Annotated in this window: 24 protein-coding genes; 5 read left to right on the top strand and 19 right to left on the bottom strand. The window is 66.2% G+C overall.

The window, feature by feature from the left end; translation table 11 throughout:
- Positions 1-3: 3 nt before the first annotated feature.
- From F1C58_RS06150 to F1C58_RS06125, 6 genes are all read right to left on the bottom strand, one after another.
- The gene (locus F1C58_RS06150) at positions 4-669 is read right to left on the bottom strand and encodes a hypothetical protein (RefSeq protein ID WP_185203477.1); all 666 of its coding nucleotides are present in this window, start codon (positions 667-669) and stop codon (positions 4-6) included.
- Positions 666-1,304 (bottom strand): hypothetical protein, encoded by a 639-nt coding sequence (locus tag F1C58_RS06145; protein WP_185203475.1) that lies wholly within the window; start codon positions 1,302-1,304, stop codon positions 666-668. Before F1C58_RS06145 ends, F1C58_RS06150 begins: the two co-directional genes overlap by 4 nt.
- A 56-nt stretch (positions 1,305-1,360) precedes the next feature.
- Positions 1,361-2,044, bottom strand: a complete 684-nt coding sequence (locus F1C58_RS06140; RefSeq protein WP_185203474.1) for a hypothetical protein — start codon at positions 2,042-2,044, stop codon at positions 1,361-1,363.
- Between the two features lie 260 nt (positions 2,045-2,304).
- Complete coding sequence (locus tag F1C58_RS06135) at positions 2,305-2,733, bottom strand: hypothetical protein (RefSeq protein WP_185203472.1); 429 nt, start codon at positions 2,731-2,733, stop codon at positions 2,305-2,307.
- Between the two features lie 52 nt (positions 2,734-2,785).
- On the bottom strand, positions 2,786-3,472 hold the full coding sequence (locus F1C58_RS06130; protein WP_185203469.1) for a response regulator: 687 nt from the start codon (positions 3,470-3,472) through the stop codon (positions 2,786-2,788).
- Positions 3,469-5,088, bottom strand: a complete 1,620-nt coding sequence (locus F1C58_RS06125) for a sensor histidine kinase (protein WP_185203467.1) — start codon at positions 5,086-5,088, stop codon at positions 3,469-3,471. The genes F1C58_RS06130 and F1C58_RS06125 overlap by 4 nt, the downstream gene beginning before the upstream one ends.
- 123 nt (positions 5,089-5,211) lie before the next feature.
- Between F1C58_RS06125 and F1C58_RS06120 the strand changes: the two genes are divergently transcribed.
- Complete coding sequence (locus F1C58_RS06120; RefSeq protein ID WP_185203466.1) at positions 5,212-6,603, top strand: cation:dicarboxylate symporter family transporter; 1,392 nt, start codon at positions 5,212-5,214, stop codon at positions 6,601-6,603.
- A 67-nt stretch (positions 6,604-6,670) separates the two neighbouring features.
- Here F1C58_RS06120 and F1C58_RS06115 read toward each other — a convergent pair whose 3' ends face one another.
- The 3 genes from F1C58_RS06115 to F1C58_RS06105 are packed head-to-tail and all read right to left on the bottom strand — an operon-like array spanning position 6,671 to position 10,755.
- Positions 6,671-8,173: an APC family permease gene (locus F1C58_RS06115; RefSeq protein ID WP_185203464.1), complete on the bottom strand. Its 1,503-nt coding sequence runs from the start codon at positions 8,171-8,173 to the stop codon at positions 6,671-6,673.
- A 39-nt stretch (positions 8,174-8,212) separates the two neighbouring features.
- Positions 8,213-9,370 carry an amidohydrolase family protein gene (locus F1C58_RS06110; RefSeq protein WP_185203462.1) on the bottom strand — a complete coding sequence of 386 codons (1,158 nt, stop codon included), beginning with the start codon at positions 9,368-9,370 and terminating at the stop codon, positions 8,213-8,215.
- A gap of 14 nt (positions 9,371-9,384) precedes the next feature.
- Positions 9,385-10,755, bottom strand: a complete 1,371-nt coding sequence (locus F1C58_RS06105) for a glutamine synthetase family protein (protein WP_185203460.1) — start codon at positions 10,753-10,755, stop codon at positions 9,385-9,387.
- Between the two features lie 142 nt (positions 10,756-10,897).
- Here F1C58_RS06105 and F1C58_RS06100 point away from each other — a divergent pair, with 142 nt between their 5' ends.
- The gene (locus F1C58_RS06100; protein WP_185203458.1) at positions 10,898-11,713 is read left to right on the top strand and encodes a class II glutamine amidotransferase; all 816 of its coding nucleotides are present in this window, start codon (positions 10,898-10,900) and stop codon (positions 11,711-11,713) included.
- Positions 11,714-11,769: 56 nt separating this feature from the next.
- The gene (locus F1C58_RS06095; protein WP_185203457.1) at positions 11,770-12,606 is read left to right on the top strand and encodes a MurR/RpiR family transcriptional regulator; all 837 of its coding nucleotides are present in this window, start codon (positions 11,770-11,772) and stop codon (positions 12,604-12,606) included.
- A 61-nt stretch (positions 12,607-12,667) separates the two neighbouring features.
- On the opposite strand, the gene F1C58_RS06090 is transcribed toward F1C58_RS06095, so the two are convergent.
- From F1C58_RS06090 to F1C58_RS06060, 7 genes are all read right to left on the bottom strand, one after another.
- A complete protein-coding gene (locus tag F1C58_RS06090; protein ID WP_185203455.1) occupies positions 12,668-13,120 on the bottom strand; it encodes a hypothetical protein in 453 nt (150 codons plus the stop codon).
- Positions 13,121-13,287: 167 nt separating this feature from the next.
- Entirely contained in the window at positions 13,288-13,557 is a 270-nt protein-coding gene (gene rpsO, locus F1C58_RS06085) for a 30S ribosomal protein S15 (RefSeq protein WP_147783080.1), read from the bottom strand.
- A gap of 140 nt (positions 13,558-13,697) precedes the next feature.
- A complete protein-coding gene (locus tag F1C58_RS06080) occupies positions 13,698-14,093 on the bottom strand; it encodes a hypothetical protein (protein WP_185203453.1) in 396 nt (131 codons plus the stop codon).
- Between the two features lie 79 nt (positions 14,094-14,172).
- A complete protein-coding gene (locus F1C58_RS06075) occupies positions 14,173-15,552 on the bottom strand; it encodes an MFS transporter (RefSeq protein WP_185203451.1) in 1,380 nt (459 codons plus the stop codon).
- An 11-nt stretch (positions 15,553-15,563) separates the two neighbouring features.
- Entirely contained in the window at positions 15,564-16,094 is a 531-nt protein-coding gene (locus F1C58_RS06070) for a heme-binding protein (RefSeq protein WP_185203449.1), read from the bottom strand.
- Between the two features lie 39 nt (positions 16,095-16,133).
- A complete protein-coding gene (locus F1C58_RS06065; RefSeq protein ID WP_185203447.1) occupies positions 16,134-17,285 on the bottom strand; it encodes a nuclease-related domain-containing protein in 1,152 nt (383 codons plus the stop codon).
- A 108-nt stretch (positions 17,286-17,393) separates the two neighbouring features.
- Positions 17,394-18,059, bottom strand: coding sequence for an NERD domain-containing protein (locus F1C58_RS06060; RefSeq protein WP_185203445.1), 666 nt, complete (start codon positions 18,057-18,059; stop codon positions 17,394-17,396).
- Between the two features lie 169 nt (positions 18,060-18,228).
- Here F1C58_RS06060 and F1C58_RS06055 point away from each other — a divergent pair, with 169 nt between their 5' ends.
- On the top strand, positions 18,229-19,023 hold the full coding sequence (locus tag F1C58_RS06055) for a 1-acyl-sn-glycerol-3-phosphate acyltransferase (RefSeq protein WP_185203443.1): 795 nt from the start codon (positions 18,229-18,231) through the stop codon (positions 19,021-19,023).
- On the opposite strand, the gene F1C58_RS06050 is transcribed toward F1C58_RS06055, so the two are convergent.
- From F1C58_RS06050 to F1C58_RS06040, 3 genes are read right to left on the bottom strand one after another with little or no spacing between them, the layout of a single operon-like run.
- The gene (locus tag F1C58_RS06050) at positions 19,007-21,052 is read right to left on the bottom strand and encodes a glycosyl hydrolase (RefSeq protein ID WP_185203441.1); all 2,046 of its coding nucleotides are present in this window, start codon (positions 21,050-21,052) and stop codon (positions 19,007-19,009) included. The genes F1C58_RS06055 and F1C58_RS06050 overlap by 17 nt on opposite strands.
- Before the next feature lie 25 nt (positions 21,053-21,077).
- Positions 21,078-21,809 carry an HlyD family secretion protein gene (locus F1C58_RS06045; protein ID WP_185203439.1) on the bottom strand — a complete coding sequence of 244 codons (732 nt, stop codon included), beginning with the start codon at positions 21,807-21,809 and terminating at the stop codon, positions 21,078-21,080.
- A complete protein-coding gene (locus F1C58_RS06040; protein WP_185203437.1) occupies positions 21,806-23,503 on the bottom strand; it encodes a glycosyltransferase in 1,698 nt (565 codons plus the stop codon). Before F1C58_RS06040 ends, F1C58_RS06045 begins: the two co-directional genes overlap by 4 nt.
- Positions 23,504-23,928: 425 nt before the next feature.
- Between F1C58_RS06040 and F1C58_RS06035 the strand changes: the two genes are divergently transcribed.
- Positions 23,929-24,606: an RNase H family protein gene (locus tag F1C58_RS06035; RefSeq protein WP_185203435.1), complete on the top strand. Its 678-nt coding sequence runs from the start codon at positions 23,929-23,931 to the stop codon at positions 24,604-24,606.
- Positions 24,607-24,645: the final 39 nt, after the last annotated feature.

Below are 24,645 nucleotides of genomic sequence, written 5' to 3'. Positions count from 1 at the left end.
CGATCAGCCGGACGTGCGTGTGGCGGGGCCGGTATCGGTGAGGTCGAGCCAGGCAGGGAGCGGCGGGCACCGCTTCTCGAGGTAGGCGAGGGTGTCGGCTCGAGGTTTGGACGCGAGTATCTCAGCGAACGGACTCCACGCGGCGAGGGCGGCGGAGAGGTAGTAGGCCGGTCCGCCATCGGGCGGCGCCGAGGATCGGGCGCCGGCGGCGAGAAGGCACGGTCTCACGATCTTGCGCTGGTAGTCGAACAGGGCGGCGCGTGAGCTTCCGCTCAGGTAGGACACCACCTCCGACTCACTCGGAGCACTGGACTCGCAGACGTAGCGCACCGAATTGAACTCGAGCAGAGACTGGCCGAGACTCGAGTTGTAGCGAAAACCGTTGTCGCTGGGTGATGCCGGCACTCCACTCGCTCGCATGCACTCGAAGAATGCCGCCGCATGATCGTTGTCGGCAACCGGGCGCATGATCGGCACCACCGGCCGAAGCGCGTCGGGGTAGTCCCTGACGACATCAGACCAATGAGCGTCGAGGATGGCCTGGCGGATCTGTTCCCTCCGCTGGGGTCCGAGCGGATCGGACGGCGCCGCCGCCGCGCATCCCGCGAGCATCAGCGCGGCGAGAGAGGCCGTGATGACGACGAGTGTGCGACGACAGAGCGACATCACGGCGCCAGGTTGAGCCAGGACGGCGTCGGCGGGCACCGGCGCTGGAGGTAGGTCAGGGTGGGGGTGGACATGCTGCTCGTCCAGATGACCTGGTAGGGGTTCCAGCCGGCCAGCCCGGCGAGGCCCTCCGCCGCAGATCTGTCGGGCGAGGCCGGCGACGGCGCCCCGGCCGTGAGCAGACAGGGGCGAACCACCTGCAGGTAGTAGTTGTAGAGGGCCGCAGACTGCGCTGGGGTGAAATACGACGCGACCTGCGATTCGGAGGGATGCGCCCCTTCGCACCCGTAGTAGCGCACCGCCACTTCGAGTGGGGTCTGGCCGGCGCTGCCGTAGGTGGGAGCACCGTTGGCGATGTAGGCCACGATCCCCTCGGATTTGAGGCACGCGACCATGGCTGCCGGCCAGTCGTGGTCGGGAACTGTCGGCGCCATCGTCACTTTCGGGCGGATGGCTTCGGGGTACTCCGCGGCGACCTGAGACCACTTCGCGTCGAGGATCGTGGTGCGGATGCTGGCGCGCTGCCGATCCGTCAGCGGAGCGGCACCCGAATCACCGACCGTCGGCGCGCACCCGCTGAGTGCGGCGGCGGCCACGAGCACCGCAGCAGTCAGCGCAACCGGGCGGAGTCGGACCATGGCCAGAGTGTGCCAGCGCAATCTGGTGATTGGTCGGGTGCCCGAATCGCGACTTATCACTCGGCCACATCCAACCAGGCGGGCCGCGAGGGACAGAGCTGCTCGAGGAAGGCAAGCCGTGAGGCCGGAACGGGGCTGCTCCAGGCAAGCCGATAGGGGTTCCAGCTGGTGCGCGCGTCGACTCCCCTCAGATACGCCGACAGGGAGGGAGGAGGCTCCGACGGCACGCCCGAGAGCAACAGGCAGGGTCGCACCGTTCCGACGAGGTAGCGGAAAAGTGCTTCGAGCCGATCGCGGTCGAGGTACCGCATGACATCGTCGACCCGGGGATAGCGGGAACTGCAGAGGTAGGTGCCGATGGCGAAGTCCTCGGTGGACCGCCCTGCGGTGCTGCCGAATTGGAAATAGCGTCCGTCCACGTAGACGGTGAACCCGGCCGCGCGCAGGCAGCCCACCATCGATCCCGGCCAACTGCCGTCATCCGTCGTATGGACGACGTTCACCTCTGGACGAGCCGCGAACGGGAACCGCGCGGTCACGACCTTCCAATTCTGCGCCAGCAGTTTCTCGCGGATGACGGATCGCTCTGCCGGCGTGAGCTCGGCCACGGCCGCGGACGGTGCACAGCCGGAGAGGATGCCGAGGGCGACCACGACCACGGCGACACAGCGCATGACGCGGCCGCTGCCGCGCCCCTCGGTGAGCGCCGATGCTCGACCGCGTCTCGAAGAGATCGCCATGAAACATGGTCCCACGAGAATTTTCGAAGTGGAGCAAACCGAAACCGTGAGAGCGACGAATCTCCTGTAGCAAGAGGGCAGAAGTCATCGGGGGATTATTTCTGTTCGTTCAGTGGGGGGAAATACAAGAAGGCCGGACGGGGTGGGACCCGATCCGGCCTTCTTTATGCCACGGCGGAGCCAGCGTGTCGGTGCCTCAGCGTGTCTGTGCCTCAGCGTGTCTGTGCCTCAGCGCGTCTGTGCCTCAGCGCGTCTGTGCCTCAGCGCGTCTGTCCGATGAGCAGATCGACGCGCCATCCGCTCTTCGTCCTCTGCACGGATGCGGGGATGCGCGCCTTCTTGCCCGCGCGGTCGAGGCGACCGAGAGCCTCATCGATGACAGGTTCCAGCCCGCGGGGGATCGTGCCGACGACACCGGTCACCCGGGAGCCCGAGAAGAGCCGGATGTCCATCGGAGCGTCAGTGCGCTCCTCCTCGATGCTGCGGCGGGAAATGGCGGTCTCGAGCTCAGCCTCACCGCTGTCGACGATGCGCTGCAGCTCCTCTTGGCACGGAGCGCTGTTTGCGAGGCGCACGGTCGTGCGAGCGTTGCTGGGAAGCAGGTCGTATTTGTAGTCGTCGAAGGAGCCGGAGCCGCGATCATCCTTGGGGAAGGACCGGTCGACGGGCGCACGATTCCAGAAAGCCATGCGTGAATGCTATCGAGCATCGGCTGGGATGCGACTCGACGGAGCCGCGGGATCAGCTCATCCAGCGGTACTCGAACTCCGGTCGACCCGGTGCGCCGTACCTCGATGTGCGAATCGCCCGCTGATCGTCGGAGAGGTGCTCGAGATAGCGCCGGGCCGTGACCCGGGAGAGATCGAGTGCGGCCGCGGCCTGCACCGCCGATACCGGACCCGGGGCTTGCTTCAGATAGCGGATGACGACCGCGAGGGTTGATGCCGCGAGGCCCTTCGGCAGCGCGGCGGGAGCCGAGGGTCGCAGGGAAGCGAGCATCCCGTCGATGTCTGATTGCGTGGTCGACGATCCCGAGAACTCGAGCTGGCGCCGGAAGTCGAGGTAGGACTCGAGGCGATCGCGGAAGACCGCGAAGGAGAACGGTTTGATGAGGTATTGCACGATGCCGACGTTGATCGCCGTGCGCACCACATCCGTCTCCCGCACGGCGGTGATGGCGATGATGTCGACCGCGATCCCCGACGAACGGATGCGGCGGGCCAGTTCGAGGCCGTGGCCGTCGGGCAGGTTCATGTCGAGGAGCACGAGGTCGATTCCGCCGTGATCCTCTGGCGTGCGGATCGCCGCCTGGGCCGCCGCCGCCGTGCGCGCGATGCCCGCAAGCTCGAAGCCCTCGAGACGACCGAGATACTCGGCGTGCGCCTCGGCGGTGAGCGGGTCGTCTTCCACGACCAGTGTGCGGATCACCGGGCCACCGCGCCGACGGTCGGCCACTCGGCAACGAACCGGGTGCCCTCCGCGCCGGTGGACTCCATCGAGACGCGGCCGCCGCGGCGGGAGAGGATGTCCCGCACGACTGCGAGACCGAATCCCCGACCGGACCGGTCAGCCGGTTTGGTGGTGAATCCGCGCGTGAAGATCTTCTCGACAGACTCGGCATCGATGCCGCCACCGCTGTCAGTCACGACGAGTTCGACGACGGCCCGGTCGCGGTCGGTGGCGAGACGCACCCAGACCGTCGTGTCGTCGCTGCCGCTCGCGGCATCCACCGCGTTGTCCACGAGGTTGCCGATCACTGATACCAGTTCGGAGGTCGTGAGGACGGATGCCTCGAGCTCGTCCTCCACGGCCAGGCGCAGCTGAACGCCCCGTTCTGCGGCCTGGGCGACCTTGCCGAGGAGCAGCGCGGCGAGCGCCGGCTCCGAGGAGGCGCCCACCAGGTCGTCGGCAAGGGACTGGCTGGTCTCGGTCTCCTGGGCGATCAACTCGACAGCCTCCCGGGTGCGGCCGAGCTCGATGAGCGACACGACGGTATGCAGGCGATTGGCGTATTCGTGGGTCTGTGAGCGCAGCGCCTCACTGAGGGTGCGCACCGATTCGAGCTCTCCCGCGAGCCGCTGTACTTCGGTGAGGTCATGGAGCGTGGTGAGGCTTCCGAGGGGAGCGCCGGTACGGGAGCCGGTGGGACTCGCCGGCTCCTGGTTGATGAGGAGCACCCGATCCCCGGCGAAGTGCGACTCCTCCACGATTCTCGTCCGGCCCTCGATAAGGGCCGCGATCGTCGGCGGCAATCCGAGCTCCGACACCGTCGAGGGAGGTCGGTCGTTCACGCTCGGCGGCAGGCCGAGGAGGTCAGCGGCCTCGTCGTTGTACAGCACCACCCGTCCCCGGTCATCGGTGAGGATCAGGCCCTCCCGCACCGAGTGCAGCACTGATTCGTAATAGCCCACCATTCGGGACAGCTCACTCGGTCGCATCGATCCGGTCACCCGGCTGAGCGATCGGCGGGCGAAGAATGCACCGACGGTGCCGAGGGCGACCAGCAGCACCGCCGCCCCGATGACGAACGGAATGCGTGGAGCGAGCGAGGCGAGCACTCTCTGCACGGTGACACCGGCCGAGACGATGGCGATCACCTTTCCCCCCTGCAGGACGGGGACGACGGCCCGTACCGATGGACCGAGAGTGCCGGTGTAGGTCTCGGTGAGGCTCTTGCCCTCGAGCGCTCTGTCGATCGTGCCGAGGAAACGCCCGCCGATCTGCGACCGGTCGGGGTGCGTGTAGCGGATACCGGAGGTGTCCATGATCGTCACGAAGTCGACGCCGGTCGAACCCACGATGCGGAGCGCGTAGGGCTCCAACTCGGCAGAGGGATCCGCAGCCTGCACCTCGGCGATGACGAAGGGATCGCGGGCGAGGGTCGTGGAGATGCCCAGACTGAGTCGCGCCGCGGTGTCGTCGGCGGACTGGCGGGACACCAGCCAGAGGGCGAGCGTGAGGCATCCGCTCAGCACGATGACGGCGACCAACTGCACGGCGAAGACCCTGCTCGCGATGCTCCATCGTTCTACTCGTCGCGCCATGAATCCCACCCTCCTCGTGATCAGTATGACCACAAGTAGTGCCGCCGCGCTCAATCGAACAGGCTGCTGGCACGCCTCATCCGTAGGCCGGGCACAAAGACGTTCCGAGACAAAGGACACCCCATGGCAGTGACGCCGGGCACGACAAAACGCGGGATGCTTCGCCGCATCGATCGCAACCACTACCTCTACATCGCGGTCATCGTCGCGGTCGCCGCGGGTGCGATCCTCGGGCTCGCCGCCCCCGAATTCGCCAAGACCCTCGACCCGGTTGGCAAGGGATTCGTCGCCCTGATCAAGATGATGATCGCCCCGGTGATATTCTGCACGATCGTGATCGGCGTCGGTTCGATCGCGAAGGCGGCCACCGTCGGCAAGATCGGCGGACTCGCGATCGGCTACTTCCTGATCATGTCCACCTTCGCGCTCGGGATCGGACTGGTGGTCGGCAACCTGTTGCACCCCGGCACCGGGCTCAACATCGCCACCTCGACCTACCAGGCCGTCGGCGAGCCGGTCAGCGGCACGGACTTCATCCTCGGCATCATCCCGGCAACCCTGTTCTCGTCCTTCACCTCCGGAAGCATCCTCCAGGTGCTTCTCGTCGCACTCCTCGTTGGCTTTGCGCTACAGGGCCTCGGGGAGAAGGGCACGAGCATCCTGGAGGCGGTGAAGAAGCTGCAGGCTCTGGTGTTCCGCATCCTGAGCATGGTGCTCTGGCTCGCGCCGATCGGCGCATTCGGAGCGATCGCGGCCGTGGTCGGCAATACCGGCGCGGGCGCACTGCTCAGCCTCGCGACCCTGCTCGTCGGCTTCTACATCACCTGTGCGGTCTTCATCATCGTGATCCTCGGCACCATGCTTCGCCTGGTCACCGGGGTGAACATCTTCAGCCTGATGAAGTACCTCGGCCGCGAGTACCTGCTCATCGTCGGCACCTCGTCGTCGGAGGCGGCACTCCCCCGTCTCATCTCCAAGATGGAACACCTGGGTGTCTCCAAATCCGTGGTGGGAATCACCGTGCCCACCGGCTACTCATTCAACCTCGACGGCACCGCGATCTACCTCACGATGGCTTCGCTCTTCATCGCCAACGCGATGGGGAAGCCGCTGGAGATCGGCGCCCAGATCGGCCTTCTCGCCTTCATGATCATCGCTTCGAAGGGCGCCGCCGGCGTCACCGGCGCGGGCCTCGCGACTCTGGCGGGTGGGCTTCAGACCTACCGTCCCGACCTGGTCAACGGGGTGGGAGTGATCGTGGGCATCGACCGCTTCATGTCCGAAGCCCGCGCGGTGACGAACTTCACCGGAAACGCGGTGGCCACTCTCCTCATCGGTCGCTGGACGCGACAGATCGACACCGCCCAGGTGCGTGCGGTGTTGTCTGGTGAGCGTCCATACCAGGAGTCGATGCTGGCCGACACTGACGGTCATGGAACGGACACGGTGCCAACGACCGCGGCGATCACCGTGATCGTCGAAGGCCCCGAACGCGAATCGGTGAAGAACCGCTGATCCAGCGCTGATCACGAGAATGAGGCCGACCCCACGGGGTCGGCCTCATTTTCCAGTGCGCGTGACGCTAGGGAGTCTCGACCTCGAAGACGGGGTCCTTCGAGAGGCCCTCGGCCTTCGTGAGCAACTCGCCCGCCCGGCGAGCGGCGGCGGGTCGAGCGATGACGATGACGAGGAAGATCACGAGCCAGGCGATCGAAAGCCCCGGGCCCCACCAGGCGGCACCCACCGGGAACGGGAAGATGTTGCGGAACAGCGTGTAGCCGAGCACGATCAGAGCGAGCACCGGGATCACGATCTCCCACGTCTTCACGCGCTTGTCCCCGCTGAAGAAGAGGAGCTTCACGGCTCCGATCGTCGCGAGCACATAGGCGACGAGCAGGATGAGCGTTCCGGTCGTTCCCGAGGTGACGAAGAGGTCGAATGGCTTCACCTGCAGCACGAACCACGCGACCGCGATGAAGACATAGATCGTGACGATGACGGCACCCACCGCTCGCGAGGGCACTCCGTGCTTCGCCGAGACGGCCTTGAAGGGAACCGGACCGAGGCCGTCCCGGGACAGTGCGTAGATCAGACGGGAGGCTCCGACCACGCAGGCGAGAGCGCAGGCGACGGCGCTGATGCTGGCACCGAGGGTGATCACCGTGCCGATCCAGGGAGCGATGTAGGTCGCACCGAGGTCGCCGAGCAGGGATCCGGAGGCCGCAAAGGCCTTGATGCCCTTCTCGTCGGTGCCGAAGCCCATCACCTCTACCGCGGTCACCACGATGAAGTAGACGCCGCCGAAGATCGCGGTGCCGAGAATCGCCCGCGGGATGTCCTTGCGCGGGTTTCGCGCTTCTTCGCCGAGAGTCGCAGCGGCTTCGAACCCCGCGAAGGACAGGAACGCGAATACCACTCCGAGGAAGACACTCGAGGGATCGCTGCCCGGCTGAATCGTGAAGACGCTGAGGTCGAAGGTCTGGGCTGCCGGTACGTCACCGACGAGGAGCTTCACGATGATCACGACAGTGACGATGAGGATGAGCGCGACCGTCACGGATTCGACGATGAGCAACAGTCGCGTTCCGCCCTTTGCCGGACGAGAGGCGAGGAACCAGACCAGCCCGAGAAGGACGGCACCGATCACGAATCCGAGCCAGTCGGGTGCCTGCTTCCAGATGCCGAGTGCGCGAATCTCGCTCGTGAGGAAGATGCCGGCCGCCATGCTCGTGACCGCGCCGTAGAAGATGTAGGTGCCGGCCATCGCCCAGCCGCTGAATGCGCCCGCGCGAGCGCCGAGTGTGGCTCCGACGAAGCCGTATACCGATCCGGAATGGTGGAAGCGCTGGCTCAAACGCACGAAAGTGTAGGCGATCAGGAGCACGGCGACGGTGGCGATGGCGAAAGTGAGAGGCACCGCGCGACCGACGAGGCCGATGGTTCCCTGCGGGTTGATGTTGATCGCCATCGAGGGGGCCATGAGCGCAACGCTCACCCCGATCGCCTCCCAGATGCTGAGGTTGCGGCGCAACTTCGGGACGGGCGTTTCGGACACGGGAAGCTGCACGGGCGGGGCGTCGGTCATGATCGGTCCTTTCAATGGTGAGCGGGTAAAGGTCTTCGGTCAGTACGTCTGGGGGACTCCATAGAGGCGGAGGGCGTTGCCGCGTGCGGAGAGTTCGGCGACCCGTTTCGCATCGGCCAGTGACCACTCGCCACGTTCGACCCAGTCCCCGAACACTCGGGAGATCGCGTTGCGCCAGAGTTGCGCCCCGAGGAAGTGGAGCTCACTGGGTCCCCACGCGTCGGAGGAGTACAACACCTTGGCGAATGGCGCGAGCTCGAAACTGCGAGCCACGAGCTCAGTGCTTCGAGCACCGAGGTAGTTGATCGAGAGTCCGACGTCCAGATAGACATTGCCGAAGGCCTGGGCGAGATAGCCGGCCTCGCGCTCGAACGGATAGCAGTGGAGCAGCAGGATCGGCACCGCGGCGACCTCGGCAGTGCGAAGAAACGGGAGCAGGAGCATCGGACTCGTGCGTTGCAGATCGAGGTCGCGATCGCCGAATCCGACGTGGAACTGGATCGGGAGACCGGCGTCCACCGCCGCATACAGGCCGAACACCAGCAGCACCGGGTCGATGAGACGGGGAGAGGCGTCCGGTTTCTGCTCTTTCGACCAGGCGGATGCCGCGGTGGCGACGGACGCATCGCTCGGTCTCGACAGCTCGACATCGAAGCCCGTCCGATAGGCGATGACGGACTTGGTGCCGATCGCTCCGGCACCGATCGCTGCGGTGATTGCGGCTCGAAACCGCTCGGCGTAGTCATCCGCGCCGCTCGCGATGATCGACTCGGCGATGGTCTCTAGCCTGACGATCTCGTGGACGCGCGCTCCGGTGACCGTCGCCATCTCATCGAGGCCGTAGCTCCCGGACGCGAACCCGGTGTCGATCATCCAGTCGGACACGCCGGCTGCCGTGAGGAAGCGGCGATTGACCTCCGCCTCTCCGAGCGCTTCTCGACGGGCCCAATACACCTCTGCCGGAGCGGAGGGTTCGAGATCGAGAAGCGGGGAGCACCACCGGCGAACGGCAAATCCGAGTTGCGAGTCGAATCCGCTCACGAAGGAAGGAAGAGGGTCGGTGCTCGCCTCGTTGAGCGCGTTCTCGAAACGGTCGCGCGTGCCGTCCTCCCGGAATGCACCGTGCACATGATGATCGACGAGCCCGAGCGTACCGACGAATTGCGCCAGGTCGCTCGATTCGAATGACGCTGCCATGGCGTTGTTCCCTCCTAGATCGACCATGCGAACCGAAACCTCTCCGGAAGCTGCTCGGCATCGGCGGAACCGTAGTGATCGAGCTCCCAGCGACGGACGGCGAGCACCGCGTCGACGATCTCTTCTCCGAGTATGCGTGCGGCGAGCTCAGAGCCGGCGAGAGCATCGAGAGTCGGTCCGAGTTCGGATGGAAGCAGCACCGTCGCGGACTCCTGCTGCTGTACTTCGGTCTGCTCGGCCGGGTTCGCAGTCACCTCTGCGGGGAGGGTGAGTGACGATCGGATGCCCTCGAGGGCCGCTCCGAGGATTGCCGCGGTCGTCAGGTACGGATTGGACGACGGGTCGACGATCTTGACCTCGACATTGGCGCCCTTGGGGTTCCCGCGGTTGGCCTCGAGGAATCGCACGGCCGCTTCGCGATTCTCCCGCCCCCAACAGGCGTACGCGCCCGACCAGTATCCGGGCCGGAGCCGGGATCCGGAGAGTATCGATCCCGCGAGCACGCCCTGGATTCCGGGGAGGGCCGCGAGGATTCCGGCGATGGATGATCCGCCCTCCGCGGTGATGCCATGCGGACCCTTTCCGCCGGAGAACAGCGACGCCCCGTCCCGCGAGAAGGAGTAGTGGATGTGCGCGCCGTTTCCTCCCCCACCGGCGAAGGGAAACGGGGAGAAGGAGGCCCGAAGGCCGTGCTTTCGCGCCAGCCGTCCGATGATCAACCGCGCGAGCACCACGCCATCGGCGGCGGCGAGGGGTGCGACCGGCGGCAGTGAGAACTCGAACTGGGCGGGAGCGTATTCCGCGTGCAGCTGTTCGAGCGGGATCCCCGCCGCCGCGCACGAGGAGAGGAGTTCGACGAGAAAGGCTTCGTGATCGAGAACAGGGCCGAGCCCGTAGGGCGCCCAGCCGGGACGGGCGAACGGCGTTCCGTCTTCGGCGGTGATGGTGAACTCGAGTTCGTGGCCCACGAGGGTCTCCAGTCCCGCATCCTCGAGCTCTCTCTGGATTCGACGCAGTCGTCCGCGGGGGTCGACGGGGAGGGGCGCGCCATGCTGATCGAAGATCTCCGTTGGCGCCCAGGCGAAGCCGCCATCCAGGATCTTCAGCGCGTCGAGGTCGAGACGCAGTCTCATATCGCCGACGACGCCAAGATCGGGGGTGAATGCGATCCCGCCGTCGATGCAGAAGATGTTCCACGTCGGGGAGGCACCGAGCCCCGCTGACGCGAAAGCCCCGAGGCGCTCGACCTCGATCGTCTTGGCGAGGTAGAGACCCGCCATGTTCGCGACGGTGCCGGCGATCATCCCCACCTGAGAGGTCGTGAGGCGCTCTGCGACCTCGGCGATGCGGCTGTCGGAGAACACGGGGAGAATCGAGTCTGTCATCACACGGACATGCTGGCAGAAATATGTGTCAGCTGTGTTACGAATCTGAAATCTGCACCTGATATGTTGCGTTTATTACGTCACGTGGCGGTCGAACGACTCGAGGTCGAAACCGCCACAGGACTGAGGAGAAGGAAGTGCCATGTGCCGACTCATCGGATTCGCATCCCCGGAACCGACGACTCTCGCGGACCTCATCGGCGAGCTTCAATGCTCGACTTTTCAGCACATGTCGCGGCTGCACGCCGACGGCTGGGGCACGATGTGGATCGACGCGGAGAACCGGATCGAGTCACTCAAGATAGCAACCCCCGGGCAGGACGACGACGCGCTGACGGCGTCGATGACCGATGAGCAGAGCCGCACGCGGGTGCTCCACCTGCGCATGGCGACCGACGGCATGGCGGTGCGTCTCGAGAACAGCCACCCCTTCGTGACGGATGGTATCGGCCTGGCCCACAACGGATCGATAGTGCCGACCGAGCTGCTGCGAGAGCACCTCACTCCCCAGATCCTGGCGGGCGTGCGTGGTGAGACCGACAGCGAACTGTACCTCGCCGCCGTCCGTCAGGCCGTCGCAACGGGGCTGAGCCTCGCCGACGCCGTCTTCGAGACCGTCCGCTGGTTGCGCGAGGCTTATCCGAAGGCCAGCCTCAACGCGCTGATCATGTCGGATTCCGAATTCGTCGCCGTGCACGCCAGCTCTTTTGCGACCCCTCCACTCGCCGAGTTCGAGGCGAGCGGACTCACCGCAGACCAACTTCCGCTCGATCACGTGGACAGCTATTACACGCTCAGCTATCTCCGCCGCGAGAATGGTGCCGTGGCATTTTCTTCTACGGGGATCGACCGGGCCGGCTGGACGCCCCTGCCGGCAGAGTCCGTCACCTCGGTCGACCTCCGCTCGTTCGATCTGGTCACGCGCACCCTTGCACCCGCAGCCGAGCGCGTGCGGTGAACGCCGGCCGAGGGCCACTGGCGGCTTCGACGGTTGCCGAACTCATCGGCGACCGGATGGATTCGTTCAGCCCCTCGGAGAGACGAGTCGCGCGCGCCCTTCTCGCGGACTATCCGAGTGCAGGTCTGCGCACTGCGGCTTCTCTGGGAAAGGATGCCGGGGTGAGCGCACCGAGTGTGGTGAGATTCACCGTCGCCATCGGGCTCGAGAGCTTCTCTGCCCTGCAGGCCGCGCTTCGTGACGAGCTGAGCCTCCGTTCGCAAGGACCGCTCGGCCGGGTTCAGTGGCAGGCCGACGATGGCTCGAACGCCGAGATGCTCGTTCGACGTGCGCGCCAGCTCGCCGATGACGCCGTCGCATCCCTCGCTTCGATCCCCCCGACCGAGATCGACCGCGCTATCGATCTTCTGGCGGATTCGTCCCGCCGGCTGTTCCTGACCGGTGGTCGGTTCAGCGGGGCACTCGCGCAGCACCTCGCCATCAATCTCGAGCAGATCCGCCCGAGAGTGCGGCTGGTCTCAGATCCCTTCGGGGCGGACATGATCCGCGTTGTGGACCTGGCGGCACGCGATGTGTATCTCCTCGTCGACTTCCACCGCTACCAACGCAGCACTGTCGATCTCGCGCGCCACGCGAAACGATGTGGTGCCAGCGTGATCCTCATCACCGATGGCAAGCTCTCCCCCGCAGCGGCAGACGCCGATGTGGTGCTCCCGATCAGTGTCTCCGCGCCCTCGCCCTTCTACTCCCTGAGTGCGGCGATCATGCTGGTCGAGCTGCTCGTCATCCCGGTGTTCCATCGACTCGGCGCGAAGGGCGAGGAACGGATGGGCAAGTGGGATGCGTTTCGGAGCCGCGAGTTGCTGCAGACCGAACAGCCGACGACCGACTGACGCCGACACGACAAAAGAGGCAGACCCCGCGGGGCCCGCCTCTTCCGTCTCTTGCTTGTTCTTAGGCTGCGCGGTCAGACACGTAGCTGCTGACCCGGGACTCCGGGCGCTTCACCGGCATCGCCGATTCGCGCGGGGTACCGACCACCGCGGAATCCGGTACCTGGGCGTCCGCGTCGATGCGCATTCCCCCGGCGATGCGCACATTCGCGCCGATGCGCGAGTGACTGCCGAGTCGCACATCGTTGCCGACGACACTGTCGCGGCCGATGTGCACGTTTTGACCGATGAACACGCGCTCACCGAGAATTACCCCCTGGTCGATCCAGCTCCCCGAGCCGATCGTGCCGCTGTCGCCGACGCGGGCATCCGCTTCGATGTAGGCCGTCGCGGCCACAAAGGTGCTCGGCTGTACTCGCGCTTTCGGGGAGACGAAACCCCGACCGTTTGCATGGTGCTGGTACTTGAGAACGATGCCGTTCTCGGCTTCTACTTCTTCGTTCACTCTTCCCATGGGCGACCTTTCTGTGCTGTTACTTAACTAGTGAACGCAAAAAGGCATCGGATGATTCCTTCTAGCTGCTTCACAGCCAACTGACAGCGGAGGGCGGCTTTGCCGCCCCCGCAGACAGCGAAAAGCCCGCCCTGCGAACAGGACGGGCTTTCGACCAAGAAACGGTACTAGCGACGCAGTCCGAGACGCTCGATCAGCGTGCGGTAGCGCGAGATGTCGATGTCCTGCAGGTAACCCAGCAGGCGACGGCGCTGGCCGACGAGCAGCAGCAGGCCACGACGCGAGTGGTGGTCGTGCTTGTGCTCCTTCAGGTGCTCGGTGAGATCCTTGATGCGGGCGGTCAGCATTGCGACCTGCACCTCGGGGCTACCGGTATCACCAGGATGGGTGGCGTACTCGTCGATGATCGTCTTCTTGGCATCTGGTGCTAATGGCATAGATGGCCCCTCTCACTCGTTGCGCGGTGCCCGTCACTGAGTGTGCGAGCTCTCTTTATCCGCGGCCGTTGGACGGCAACCTTGTGAGTTTAGCAGAACGGTCGTGCGGGCGACCGCACCTTCGGCACTCGACGTGAGGACTAGTGACCCGACCCGGCCAGCAGCGCCAGGGTATCGAGCAGTCCGAACACGAATACTGCCACGTTGATCCATGCGACCACCAGGCCGACAATCGCTAGCACTCTGCCCCGCTCTCGCGCGAAACGGGTGCGCCGCAGACCACGCCTCGCGAGCACGAACCCCACGATGAGCGCCACCACAGTGAGCAGCAGGCTGGCCACACGGTATCCGAGCCCGACCGCAATGACTGGTCCGAGACCGCTCAAGCCGGCAGAAACCGGGGCGGTCAGAAACTCGATCAGGAGCACTCCCCCGATCAGCGTGTTCACCGCCCAGCTCCCCACGCCGACGACGACGCTCCCCACAGCCGATCTATTGAGAGGGGGCACGTCCGCGAGCTCGGCAACGGAGCTCACAAGAGATCGGCTCCAGGCTGATGATGGATGCTCATGCAGTGACCATACTGGACCGTCACGCCATGACAGATCCCTCTCTCTACCGCCGAGCGGGCCGGATGTTCTCCCCCGCGCTCCGGGAGAGGAGAAGTGCCTCCACCGTTGCGAGGGCGGTGAGAACCGCGAGTACCGCGAAGGCGAAGGCGAAACTGCCGGAACCGATCGCGAAGGCGTCCCCCAGCCGCAGTGCCACCGCTCCGACGGCGACACCGAAACCGGCGGCGACCTGTTGCAGCGTGGAAGCGAGGGTGTTCGCATCCGTCATCTCGACCCGCTCCACATCGGCGAAAGCGATGGTGTTGTAGGCGGTGAACCCGGTGGAGCGGGCCACTCCACTGGCGGTGAGGAGCACGATCACGAGCCACAGTGGCGTCGCGCTCGTCAGCAGCGACATCAGGAGCATGGTCAGGGCTGCCGAGGCACTGGCCGCCATGATCACCGCCCGGAATCCGAAGCGGCGGAGCAGAGCGGTCGTCGCCGGCTTGATCGCGATGTTTCCCACGAACACGAAGAGCACCAACGCCCCGGAGAGAAGCGGCGTGTAGCCGAAGACGTCTTGAAAGAGTAGCGGCAGAAGGAACGGCACCGCGTTCACGGCCAGCCGGAACAGCGATCCGCCCGCGTGGGCGAGGCGGAACGTCTCGATGCGCAGCGCCCGCAGGTCGAGAAGCGGATGCCGCGCGCGCAGCTGGTGCGCGATGGCGAGGCCGATCAGGCCGGCCCCGGCCACTCCCCAGCCGATCGTCCGGAGCACACCGGGGTCACGCTCGGCCAGCAGGGATCCGAGGTAGACCAGCGAACCGAGCCCGGTGCAGGTGAGCGCAAGGCCAAGCCAGTCCAGCGGCGGAGGAGTCTCTCGCTCCTCGGACGGAATCAGCCGCAACGCCGCGACGAAGGCGACGATGCCGAGCGGCACGTTGATCAGGAAGATCCAGTGCCAGGTGGCATAGGTCGTGATGATGCCGCCGGCGAGGGGTGCGACGACGGGCGCGACGAGCGCGGGCCAGGTGAGCAGCGCGATCGCGCGGATGAGATCGGCCCGGTCGGTGACCCGCAGCACCGCGAGGCGGCCGACCGGCACCATCATCGCTCCCCCGATACCCTGCAGCACCCTCATGACGGTGAGTTCGGGCAGGCTGGTGCTGAGCGCGCAGAGCACGGAAGCGAGAGTGAAGATCGCGATCGCCGACAGGAAGACGCGACGGGAACCAAGGCGCCGGGTGATCCATCCGCTCAGCGGGATGAGCACGGCGAGTGTCAGCAGGTAGGCGGTGATCGTGATGCCGATCGCCACCGAGGGCACACCGAACGACCGACCGATGCTCGGCGCCGCTGTGGTGAGGATCGTGCCGTCGAGGTTCTCCATGAAGAACGTGCCCGCCACCAGCAGCGCGATGTTCCTCTGCCGGTTGTGACCCATGACTCCCGAACCTAGCGCGTAGGCGCCGCCTCCCCGTGCACCCGCACCAGGGCTTCGTTGTGTTTGAGGAATCCGGGCTTCCATGGGGGGTCGTACCGCGCGAAGTAGAGATTGCCCTCCGGAACCAGTCCGGCGATCTCCACCGCGGCGAGCAACGCCTCACCGTTCTGTTCGAAGCGGGCATCCGTCCAGCCCCCACCGAAACGGCGGGCGGCGACGCGGCCGGCCGGTACCGCGACAGTCGCGACGGCGGCATCCGTCGGCAGGGGAACCGTCGACGGATCGGTGCCGTCGGGCAGCACGAAACTCACGGTGTGGCTGTGGTCGCCGAGCGGCTCCTGCGTCACGGGCGCCGTCATCGGGATGCGAAGGGCCCGGGCATTCCGACCGCTGATGTAGCGGATGAGCGGGCGGAACCCGAGATTGCCGGCACGGAGGAAGTCGCCATCCACGGTCACCTGCACGAGAACGTGCGCCGGATAGCGCCTCACTTCGAATTCGTCGAAACGGCGCTCGATCTCGAAGGATTGCTGTTCGGTCATGGAATGAACCGTACGCCGATCGAGCTGCGTTGGTTCACCTCAGACTGCGGGAACGACCATGAACGAGAGAATCAGCCGCACGATCTCGGCGATGGCGACCGGGGTGATGAGGATGGCCCCCACCCCGAGCGTGAGCAACCAGAGTCGGGAGCGCTGGCGGGCGGCATCCACCTCGAGCCGCAGTCGTTCGAAGCGGGCGAGCTGATCGGAGGTGTCATGCACTGCCACCGGCTCCTGCTGCCAGGTGCTGCGCTCCTCCGCGAACATGGAGAAATGGGCGACGGCGCGTTCTGACATCACCCGGGGACGTCTCATCAGCCAGCGCAGCAGCGTGTTGCTCGACACGACAGCGACACGCGGGCGCTTGCGCCCGGTCGTGACGGATGCCGGATTCACGACCACGATCAGCGGGGTCACGGTGACCGGGCGACCGGTCACGCTGCTGAGCAGCCGGGCTGCCCTCTCGGCCTCGTGGGCGGAGGTGCGCATGTGCTCCTGCTTGTAGCCGTTCACGAGGAACGTGCTTCCGCCGATCCAGATCTTCTTGCCGGAGTGGTTGTGGGTGGTGACGGTGAAGATGCCAGCAGGTCCGAGGACCAGGTGATCGATGTCGGGAGCGCCGGGGCCGACGGGCACAGAGTGCAGTACCGTCCAGGCCTCGCCCAGCTGGGCGAGAGCATGGGCGACCACGATCTCGCCGAGTGCGCCGCTGTACCAGCTGCGGGCATCCGGATGCAGTGGATTGTTGCCCAGAACTCGAGCGAGTCGTCCACGCGTTGTCGCCGACTCCTGCCGTACGAGGCATTCCTGGAGCACCGCGTAGGCCGGGCCGCGTGCCCGCAGGTTCGGCTCGATTGACCAGGGGCCCGATTCCGAAGCGACCGCTGAGGCCGCAGCGGACGGCCCGGCAGAAGCACCTGACGCGGTCGTCGGAATAGCCGTGGTGTCTGGCTCTCCGAGAACCGGATCGAAGTCCACTCTCGACTCCGCGGCCGGCGCAGCGAGGTGAGCGGAGACATCGAAGGGTTCGCCGTCGATGGCACCCGTGAGAGAGAATCCGGGGTGAATCGGACCGGTGGTGATGGGGCCGGAGAACGGGGACTCGTCGATTGGGGGCGAGAACGCCGCCGATTCGTCGGTGTGCAGCGCCGTCGCGGTGCGTTGTGTTCCGCCCGCATCCCTGATGTCCATCGGCTCCCCCAAGCTCTGATGCTCTTCAGGCTAGACGCGACACGAAAGGCTGTGCAGCCCCAGAACGGGCAGCCCCAGAAAGGGTGCCAGCGCTGCGGTGAGGTGCGCTCAGCGCACCCGTGACAGCAGGCCGGAGCCGTTCGGCAGCGAGCCCCACGTGGCGCGTTCTTCCGCGACCAGTGAAAGGGCGGCGACAGCGCTATCCGAGAGCGTTCGGGAACACTCGGAGAGCCACTGCGCCACCAGGTCAGCGGGCAGGGTGACGACGCGACGCGCAGGGTCGCCGCCGAACGACAGTGAGAGAGGGTCCATGACCGCGATGACCGGAGTCGCTCGAACGGACTGGCCCATGATCGCGCTCAGCCGGGCGGACGCCCGGTCGGCAGCGCGGCGAGCATCGCGTACCTGGTCGGTCGGGCGCCCATTCAGCCAGAGCACGTCCTCGTCGACCCAGACCTTCGCGCCACTTCGTGCGCGGGTGGTGATGAGGAAGATTCCGGCAGGCCCGACGACGACGAAGTCGGCATCGAGCTCGCCGAAGACATCGAATGCCCGCAGCACGGTGAACCGCTCGTCGAGCGACATCAGCTGACGCCCGAGTTCGAACTCGGTGGGTGCCTCTGAACGCCAACCTCGTGTGGTGCCCGGTGCGCCCCCGCGACCGAACAGACCACGGAAGCTGAACCCGGCGCGCTGCGCCGACTCGGTGGTGAGATCTTGCGCGCGACCGTGCCGCCTCGATTCGGCCCCTCTGCGCGCTACAAGATCAGTCACTGCTTCCCCCAGGTTTGGATGACCTCACGCTAACCGTGGGGCTCGAACGGTCGACAGTCCCCAGTAGAGGGCACGCCTGAACGGGGGTAGTGCTCGCGGCGTATTCCCGGCGGCGCATGTTCGACCCTCGACACCGCGAATACGCAGCATTCGGCCCTACGCTTGCCGCATGCCTTCCGCCCGCCGTGCTCGTCCGGAGCCGATCTATCGCTCCGCGATCACACTCGGGCGCGGTCTCTTCGGTTTTTGGCGCCTTCGCCGCCGTGGGAGCGGGCTCGAGAATCTTCCGGACAGCGGCGGTGCCGTGCTGGCCATGACCCACTTCGGCTATCTCGAATTCGCGCTCATCGAGTGGGCGACCTGGATGCACAATCGCAGGCGCATCCGCTTTCTCGCCACCAAACGTGCGTTCGACAAGCCGGGTGTCGGCTGGCTGCTGCGGGGAATGCACCACATCCCGGTGGACATGGGACGGGGTGCCGAGGCTTACGCCGAGGCCGTCGCCGCACTGCGGGCAGGCGAACTCATCGGGGTGTTCCCCGAGGCGGGGGTCAGTGCGTCATTCGAGGTGCGCGAGCTCAAGACCGGAGCCGTCCGGCTCGCCGCCGAGGCCGGGGTACCGGTGATCCCAGTCGCCGTCTGGGGCGGCCAGCGCCTCATGACCAAAAACCACCCGGTTCCATTCCGGCAACGTTTCGGGGTCGAGATCTCCTACGCCGTCGGTACACCGATCACCGTCGGGACGGGCGACGATCCCCAGTCCGTGACGGAGGCCCTTCGGGTGACCATGCAGTCGATGGTGGATTCGCTGCAGGCCGACTATCCCGTCGACGGCACGGGTCAGTGGTGGCAGCCGCGATCTCGGGGAGGCACCGCACCGACGCCGGCCGAAGCCGCTGCGGCGGATGCCGCCCGCGCGCTGAGGCGGGAACAGGCCCGACCGACCGCTACAGGTGCACCATGATCCAGGCCAGCAGGTAGGAGCGGCTGTTGCCGTCGTCGATGCGGTCCTCGTTGAGCACCGACGTCGCCTCGAGAGCGGATGCCGCGGCATCCGGCCCTTCGAGTGCCCGGTACATCAGCAGGAAGTCACCGAAGACCACGTCGTAGCCGTTGGGCACGGAGTCGGCGAGATTGGCGGCGATTCGCGCCGGGTCACCTCCCAGATAGTCGGCCACGGGACTCATCGGCAACACCACGATTCCCAGCTTCGCGCTCGGATCGGCACTGAAGAAGGTGGCGTAGTCACGCTTGCCACCCCAGACGAGGGATGTGACGGTGTGGTCGAAACCCCGGTAGACGCTCGCATCGAGGGGGAAATCGGTCCAGTAGGCCTTGGACGAGGCGGCCTCGGCCGACAGCATCCACCGGGCTTCGGTCTCGAGAGCGGGCTGCGCGCTCGCTGCAGCCCAGAGCGCCAGACCATTCCAGGCCGACACGGCCTCTGAGCTGGACTCCTGGTTGTTGCCGTCACCGAAGATCGAGGTTCCGCTCGCCCAGGAATGGCCCGCATAGGCGTCGAAGACCCGCTGCACGGGGAAGTAGCTGCTCTTCGCCGTGGTGGCGAGGTCTGCGGCGAGGAGGTTGATGACGGGGGCCCAGCGGGCGGCGAGTTCGGGGTTGTCGGCCGCGAGCACTCCGGCCGCGTAGAAGAAGTACCCGTAGTGGAAGTGGTGATCGTTGAACTCGTCTGAGCCGAACGAGGGCTGGAGCCCGACGATCCCCTTCGCCGTGGCGTCGTAGACGAAGCAGCGGGAGTCTCGGGTGCTGCAGCCCTTCGGGTCGGTCCAGTCGTCGATGGCGGCGACGAGCTTCGTCGTGATGGCGGCGGCCGCGTCATCCGCGCCCACCTGTGTGGCGATCTCGAGCAGATTGACCAGGCGGTACAGCCACTTGCCGCCGTAGTAGGTATCGGCCGGTTCGTCTCGGGTCGAGACCACATCCGCTGTCACCTGGGCGGCGAGCCTGGCCTTCTGCGACGCAGCGAGCTTGGAGAGGTCGAGCGAGCCACGGGGATCGATGGCGGGAGTCGTCCAGCCGAGGGTAGTGACGGCACAGGCGCTGAGCTCTCCATAGATGCTCGGATAGGTGCCGGCGGCGCAGGAGGTGCCCGGGGCGAGGGCGGCGGTCTGGTGGGGCATCGCGGCGACGATCGTCGGGGCATCGCCGACCGTGGCATAGGAGATGGCCGTGCTGGCCTTCGAGCCGCCCGAGGCCCACGTCAGCGTCGTGCCGGTGACCGGATGCCGGCCCGCGGTGACGAAGTCCGCCACCGATCCGCCCGTCGCCACGACGAACCAGGTCGCGGACTGACCGTGGGTGAGCCGAAGCGATCCGCCGCCTTCGGCGAGGGCTCCCGCGGAGACGAGACCATAGGTGACTCCCCCGATCTCGGTCGTCCAGGCGCCGGTTCCCGCGGGCTTCGTGAACGGCTGACCGAGTGTGACCGTCATCGTCTTCGCCGCGGTGAAGCTGACGAAGGGCGAGCCTTCCGCGATGACGGTGTGCCCGAGACGGGTGCTTCCGTCTCGCTGCTCGATGGTGACGGATGCGGTGTCATAGGCGGTGACGACCTGGGAGTCCGCGCCGAAGTCGGCGCCGATGATCGGCGCGAAGCCTCCAGTGATGACGGCGGGCTGCGTCGAAACGGTCGGCAGGCCGAAGGAGAACCCGCCAGTGGAGAGCTGGAAGCCCAAGGGAAGGGGGAAGACGGGCATCGAAGGGGTGCCGAAGACCAGCCCGCTGAACCAGCGGTTGGTCGGCGGCAGGAGTCCCGCATCGAGGCGCGCCTGCGGCAGAGCCTTCAGCGTGCGCTCGGGCACCGCGGCGACCAGGGGCGCGATGCCCGAGGTGGGAAACACGGTGGAGCTCGGTCCCGGCGGGACCGCCGAAGATGTCGATGACGGGCCCGTCGGGAAGCATCCGCTCACCAGCGCCGCCACGGCGACGAGCACGGCGACGAACCCCACGGCACCCGAGCCCCTTGCTCTCATACCCGGTCCCTGCCGGCCGGACCGGTCAGAGTCCGATCTTGTGGATGAAGGCGAAGAAACCGTCGCTGACCCCGGAGAGGATTCCGTCGTCACGCAGGGCGAGCGAGGCCGACACCGGCGTGCCCCGTTTCACGAGCCCGTTGTAGGCGCCATCCACGAGTCCATCGCTCGATACCTTCACGGTGGTCTGGGCGTCACCCTGAACGGTCTCGACGTCGACGGACTCGACTTTGCCCTCGATGACGGTCTGATTGGGCAGCAGGATCTTGACCGCGGCGCCGTCTTCCACCCGCGAGTACTCGCGACCGGTGAGCCGGAATTCGGCGGTCACGAAGAGCGAACCCGCCCGGTCGATCGTCGCAAGCACCTGGCCGGCCTGCACGAAGGATCCGGCCTCGGTCGTCACATCCGCCACCGTTCCCGCCACGGCTGCCGTGAGCGTGATGATGCCGTCATCGGTCACCGTATAGGTGATGGTCTCGGGCTTGAGCAGCCCCTTTGCCAGGTCGGCCTGCAGCGAGGGACTCTGCAGGGTGAAGAGCGTTTCACCCTTCGTGACCCGGTCCCCGTCTTTCACGAGGCTCGAGATGACGGTGCCGCCGTAGTCGATGCCGACGGGATAGCGCTCGGCTTCGAGGGAGGCGGAAGTGCTGGTGGTCTGGGATTGCCGCTGGTTGAACACCAGGGTGAGACCGGCGGCGATGATGAGCACCCCGATGATTCCGGTGAAGAGTTTGAGACGGCTGGCCCAGGTCATGCGGAGACCTCCTTCGGCGAGAGGATGGCCGAGTCGGCACGCTCGACCCGGCGGGCGGCCCGCGCAGCCACCTTCGCCGATCGGCTCTCTCCCATCGCGGCGATCACGAAGCTGCCGAGGATCACCGTGTTGGTCACGTTCCACGCCGTGGCGAGGGTGAGGAAGCCGTTGTCGAGGTCGCGGTAGATCGCGACGACGGAGGTCAGGGCGAGGAAGGTGAAGAAGAGCACCTGGGGGATCATGAAGTTGAACGGCGAGCTGACCGTGGTGCGGTCGCCGGTGGCGCTCCACTTCTGTTCCTTGCCGACGAGCACATTCACCAGAGCGGCGACATAGATCGGAAACGATGCGGTCGCGAGCATCAGGGTCTCCCAGCGGAAGGATCCCATCGTGTAGAACGCGAGCACGATCTGCATCACGTAGAAGCCGCTGTAGTAGAGCAACCAGGTGAACACGGTGGTGGAGAGATTCATCGGCCTCAGGTCGAAGTAGATCTCGAGCGGCGGCACCAGCAGGAGCAGCAGCGGGCAGATGCCGGTGAGGTAGAAGGATGCCGTCACGAGGTACTGCAGACGCTGGTCGAGGGTGAGCTTGCGACCGCGGGCGAGCGGGTTGTGGCGGAACAGGATCTCGAAACCGCCGGTCGCCCAGCGCAACTGCTGCTTCGTGTAGGCCTCGACCGTGTCGGGGGCGTGGCCGACGGCGAGAGTCATCGGGATGAACACCGTGTTCCAGCCCCGCTCGTGCAGCATGAGGGAGGTCCAGACGTCTTCGGACTTCGAGTCGGTGTAGAGGCCGCCGACATCATCGATTGCCGTGCGGCGGAAGATCACGTTGGTGCCGACGCAGAATGCCGCGTTGAAGCGGTTTCGGCCCGGCTGGATGAACCGGTAGAACACCGACTGCATATAGCCGGCGCCGCGGGAGATCACGTTGTGAAGGTTGCCGTAGGTCTGCGGAGTCTGCACGAAGGCGACATTCGCATTCGCGAAGAATGGCACGGTCTCCACGAGGAATTCGGGGTCGGCCACGAAATCCGCATCGAAGATGGCGAAGAACTGGCCGGAGCTGATGGCGAGGGCGTGATTGATGTTTCCGGCCTTGGCTCCGCCGGAGGTGAGCCGCCGTACGTAACGCGCACCGAGTGACTCGGCGAGATCCCGCACCTCATCGGACCGACCGTCGTCGAGAACCCAGGTCACGTGGGAGCCACGGATGGCGAGAGCGGCAGTGACGGTCTCGCGGATGACCTCGAGCGGCTCCCCGTAGGTGGTGATGAAGACGTCGACCGAGACGCGTTCGCCGTCGAGGTACATGCGGCGGCGGTCGTAGACCCGCATGCTGCCGCGGCCGACCGGCTCGGCATCGTGGAAGAGCACCGCTCTGGCATTGTGGAATGCGAAGTCCCGGGGGTCCTGCGACCCCGAGAGGATCGTCCACATGGAGAGCAGCGCCTGGGCGATGAGGATCGACTCGGCGAGGATCACCATCGAGTAGGGCAACCAATCACCGCGGCTCGCGGGATTGAGCAGGAACCAGGCGTAGGCGAGGATGCCGACAGTCGCGATCAGAACGAGCATGACGAGCGACGGGGACTGCGACTTCGTCGACTCGACGGCGCGCTCCACCGGTTCGGGTTCGATGTAGTCCGGCGGCGCGACCAGGCGCTGACGAGGAGAATTGAGCGTTGTCATTGTGCACTCTTTCGGGTGAGAACTCATGAACTGCTGAAGAACGGATGTGGTGCTGCGGGTAGGTCCGCGCGCGACGCCGCGATCGTCGCCGGGAATGCGAAAAAGAGGGCCTCTGACGCTGGCGAAAAACGCAACGGCGTCGTTGACGGCACACTGACTTCACCGGGGTAGCGGTGGAGCCACGGGACGCGATACGGATCCGGACTAGGGACAGACAGGTCGTACGCGGTATATCGGGTAGTGCACTTCGAGAGTAGCCGATGCCTCGTGCATCCGGAGCCACACGCCGAATTCGGCTGGCAATGTTCACCTTTCTGAAACCTCGGTGAAACCCGGCCGCCGGGGGTGGGGCAGACTGGTGTGCGACCTCGAGGGCCTCGTCAGAGACACCTCACCGCCAGACAGCCACACCGCTGGGAGCCTGAATGACGATCCGTGCCGCCGCCGATGGCTCCGCCCTCGGCAACCCCGGCCCGGCCGGCTGGGCCTGGTACGTGGATGACTCGTGCTGGGCCGCCGGTGGTTGGAAACATGCCACCAACAACCAGGCTGAGCTGACGGCGGTGCTCCAGTTCTTGCGTGCGACCTCGCACCTGGACGACGACCTGCTCATCCTCTGCGACAGCCAGTATGTGATCAACTGCGTGACCAAGTGGATGCCCGGGTGGAAGCGAAAGGGCTGGCGAAAGGCCGACGGAAAACCGGTGATGAACGTCGAGCTTCTGCAGGAGATCGACGCGGAGCTGCCTGGTCGGCGCTACCGCTTCGAGTGGGTGAAGGGTCACGCGAACCATCCCCTCAATGAGGCAGCGGATTCGCGGGCCCGCGCCGTCTCCGAGGCCTACCAGCGCGGGGCAGCGATCCCTTCTGGGCCGGGCTTCGTGCGTGCGGGGGAGAGTGCGGTCGCGCGCCCGTCAGACACGCTTCTGGCAGCGGCGCCGGAAGAGCCCCCTCCCGCGGTGCTGTTCGACCTCGATGAGCCGGTCCCGGCGGAGACGGTCGACGTGGTCGTGACCCTCAGCGCCGCCGAATTCGAACGACTGTCGGCGCGGGCACGGACCCGCGGCGTGCGCCCTGACCAGGTGTTGCGCGACCTGATCTGAGACATCGGGCATCGGGGTCCGGGTGCAGCCGCGGGTCGT

The sequence above is a fragment of the Glaciihabitans sp. INWT7 genome (assembly GCF_014217685.1).
GTDB lineage: Bacteria > Actinomycetota > Actinomycetes > Actinomycetales > Microbacteriaceae > Lacisediminihabitans.
The sequence above is the reverse complement of the archived record's forward strand: the minus strand, read 5'-3'. Positions and strand labels throughout refer to the sequence as shown.

Bases quoted from the DNA above. Each gene is read 5' to 3' on its own strand.
- F1C58_RS06125 (WP_185203467.1), bottom strand. From the start codon at position 5,088: ATGGCGCGACGAGTAGAACGATGGAGCATCGCGAGCAGGGTCTTCGCC.
- F1C58_RS06140 (WP_185203474.1), bottom strand. From the start codon at position 2,044: ATGGCGATCTCTTCGAGACGCGGTCGAGCATCGGCGCTCACCGAGGGG.
- F1C58_RS06090 (WP_185203455.1), bottom strand. From the start codon at position 13,120: ATGGGAAGAGTGAACGAAGAAGTAGAAGCCGAGAACGGCATCGTTCTC.
- F1C58_RS06110 (WP_185203462.1), bottom strand. From the start codon at position 9,370: ATGGCAGCGTCATTCGAATCGAGCGACCTGGCGCAATTCGTCGGTACG.
- F1C58_RS06095 (WP_185203457.1), top strand. From the start codon at position 11,770: ATGGATTCGTTCAGCCCCTCGGAGAGACGAGTCGCGCGCGCCCTTCTC.
- F1C58_RS06075 (WP_185203451.1), bottom strand. From the start codon at position 15,552: ATGGGTCACAACCGGCAGAGGAACATCGCGCTGCTGGTGGCGGGCACG.
- F1C58_RS06145 (WP_185203475.1), bottom strand. From the start codon at position 1,304: ATGGTCCGACTCCGCCCGGTTGCGCTGACTGCTGCGGTGCTCGTGGCC.
- F1C58_RS06045 (WP_185203439.1), bottom strand. From the start codon at position 21,809: ATGACCTGGGCCAGCCGTCTCAAACTCTTCACCGGAATCATCGGGGTG.
- F1C58_RS06055 (WP_185203443.1), top strand. From the start codon at position 18,229: ATGCCTTCCGCCCGCCGTGCTCGTCCGGAGCCGATCTATCGCTCCGCG.
- F1C58_RS06050 (WP_185203441.1), bottom strand. From the start codon at position 21,052: ATGAGAGCAAGGGGCTCGGGTGCCGTGGGGTTCGTCGCCGTGCTCGTC.
- F1C58_RS06120 (WP_185203466.1), top strand. From the start codon at position 5,212: ATGGCAGTGACGCCGGGCACGACAAAACGCGGGATGCTTCGCCGCATC.
- F1C58_RS06105 (WP_185203460.1), bottom strand. From the start codon at position 10,755: ATGACAGACTCGATTCTCCCCGTGTTCTCCGACAGCCGCATCGCCGAG.
- F1C58_RS06040 (WP_185203437.1), bottom strand. From the start codon at position 23,503: ATGACAACGCTCAATTCTCCTCGTCAGCGCCTGGTCGCGCCGCCGGAC.
- F1C58_RS06115 (WP_185203464.1), bottom strand. From the start codon at position 8,173: ATGACCGACGCCCCGCCCGTGCAGCTTCCCGTGTCCGAAACGCCCGTC.
- F1C58_RS06065 (WP_185203447.1), bottom strand. From the start codon at position 17,285: ATGGACATCAGGGATGCGGGCGGAACACAACGCACCGCGACGGCGCTG.
- rpsO (WP_147783080.1), bottom strand. From the start codon at position 13,557: ATGCCATTAGCACCAGATGCCAAGAAGACGATCATCGACGAGTACGCC.
- F1C58_RS06100 (WP_185203458.1), top strand. From the start codon at position 10,898: ATGTGCCGACTCATCGGATTCGCATCCCCGGAACCGACGACTCTCGCG.
- F1C58_RS06070 (WP_185203449.1), bottom strand. From the start codon at position 16,094: ATGACCGAACAGCAATCCTTCGAGATCGAGCGCCGTTTCGACGAATTC.
- F1C58_RS06035 (WP_185203435.1), top strand. From the start codon at position 23,929: ATGACGATCCGTGCCGCCGCCGATGGCTCCGCCCTCGGCAACCCCGGC.
- F1C58_RS06135 (WP_185203472.1), bottom strand. From the start codon at position 2,733: ATGGCTTTCTGGAATCGTGCGCCCGTCGACCGGTCCTTCCCCAAGGAT.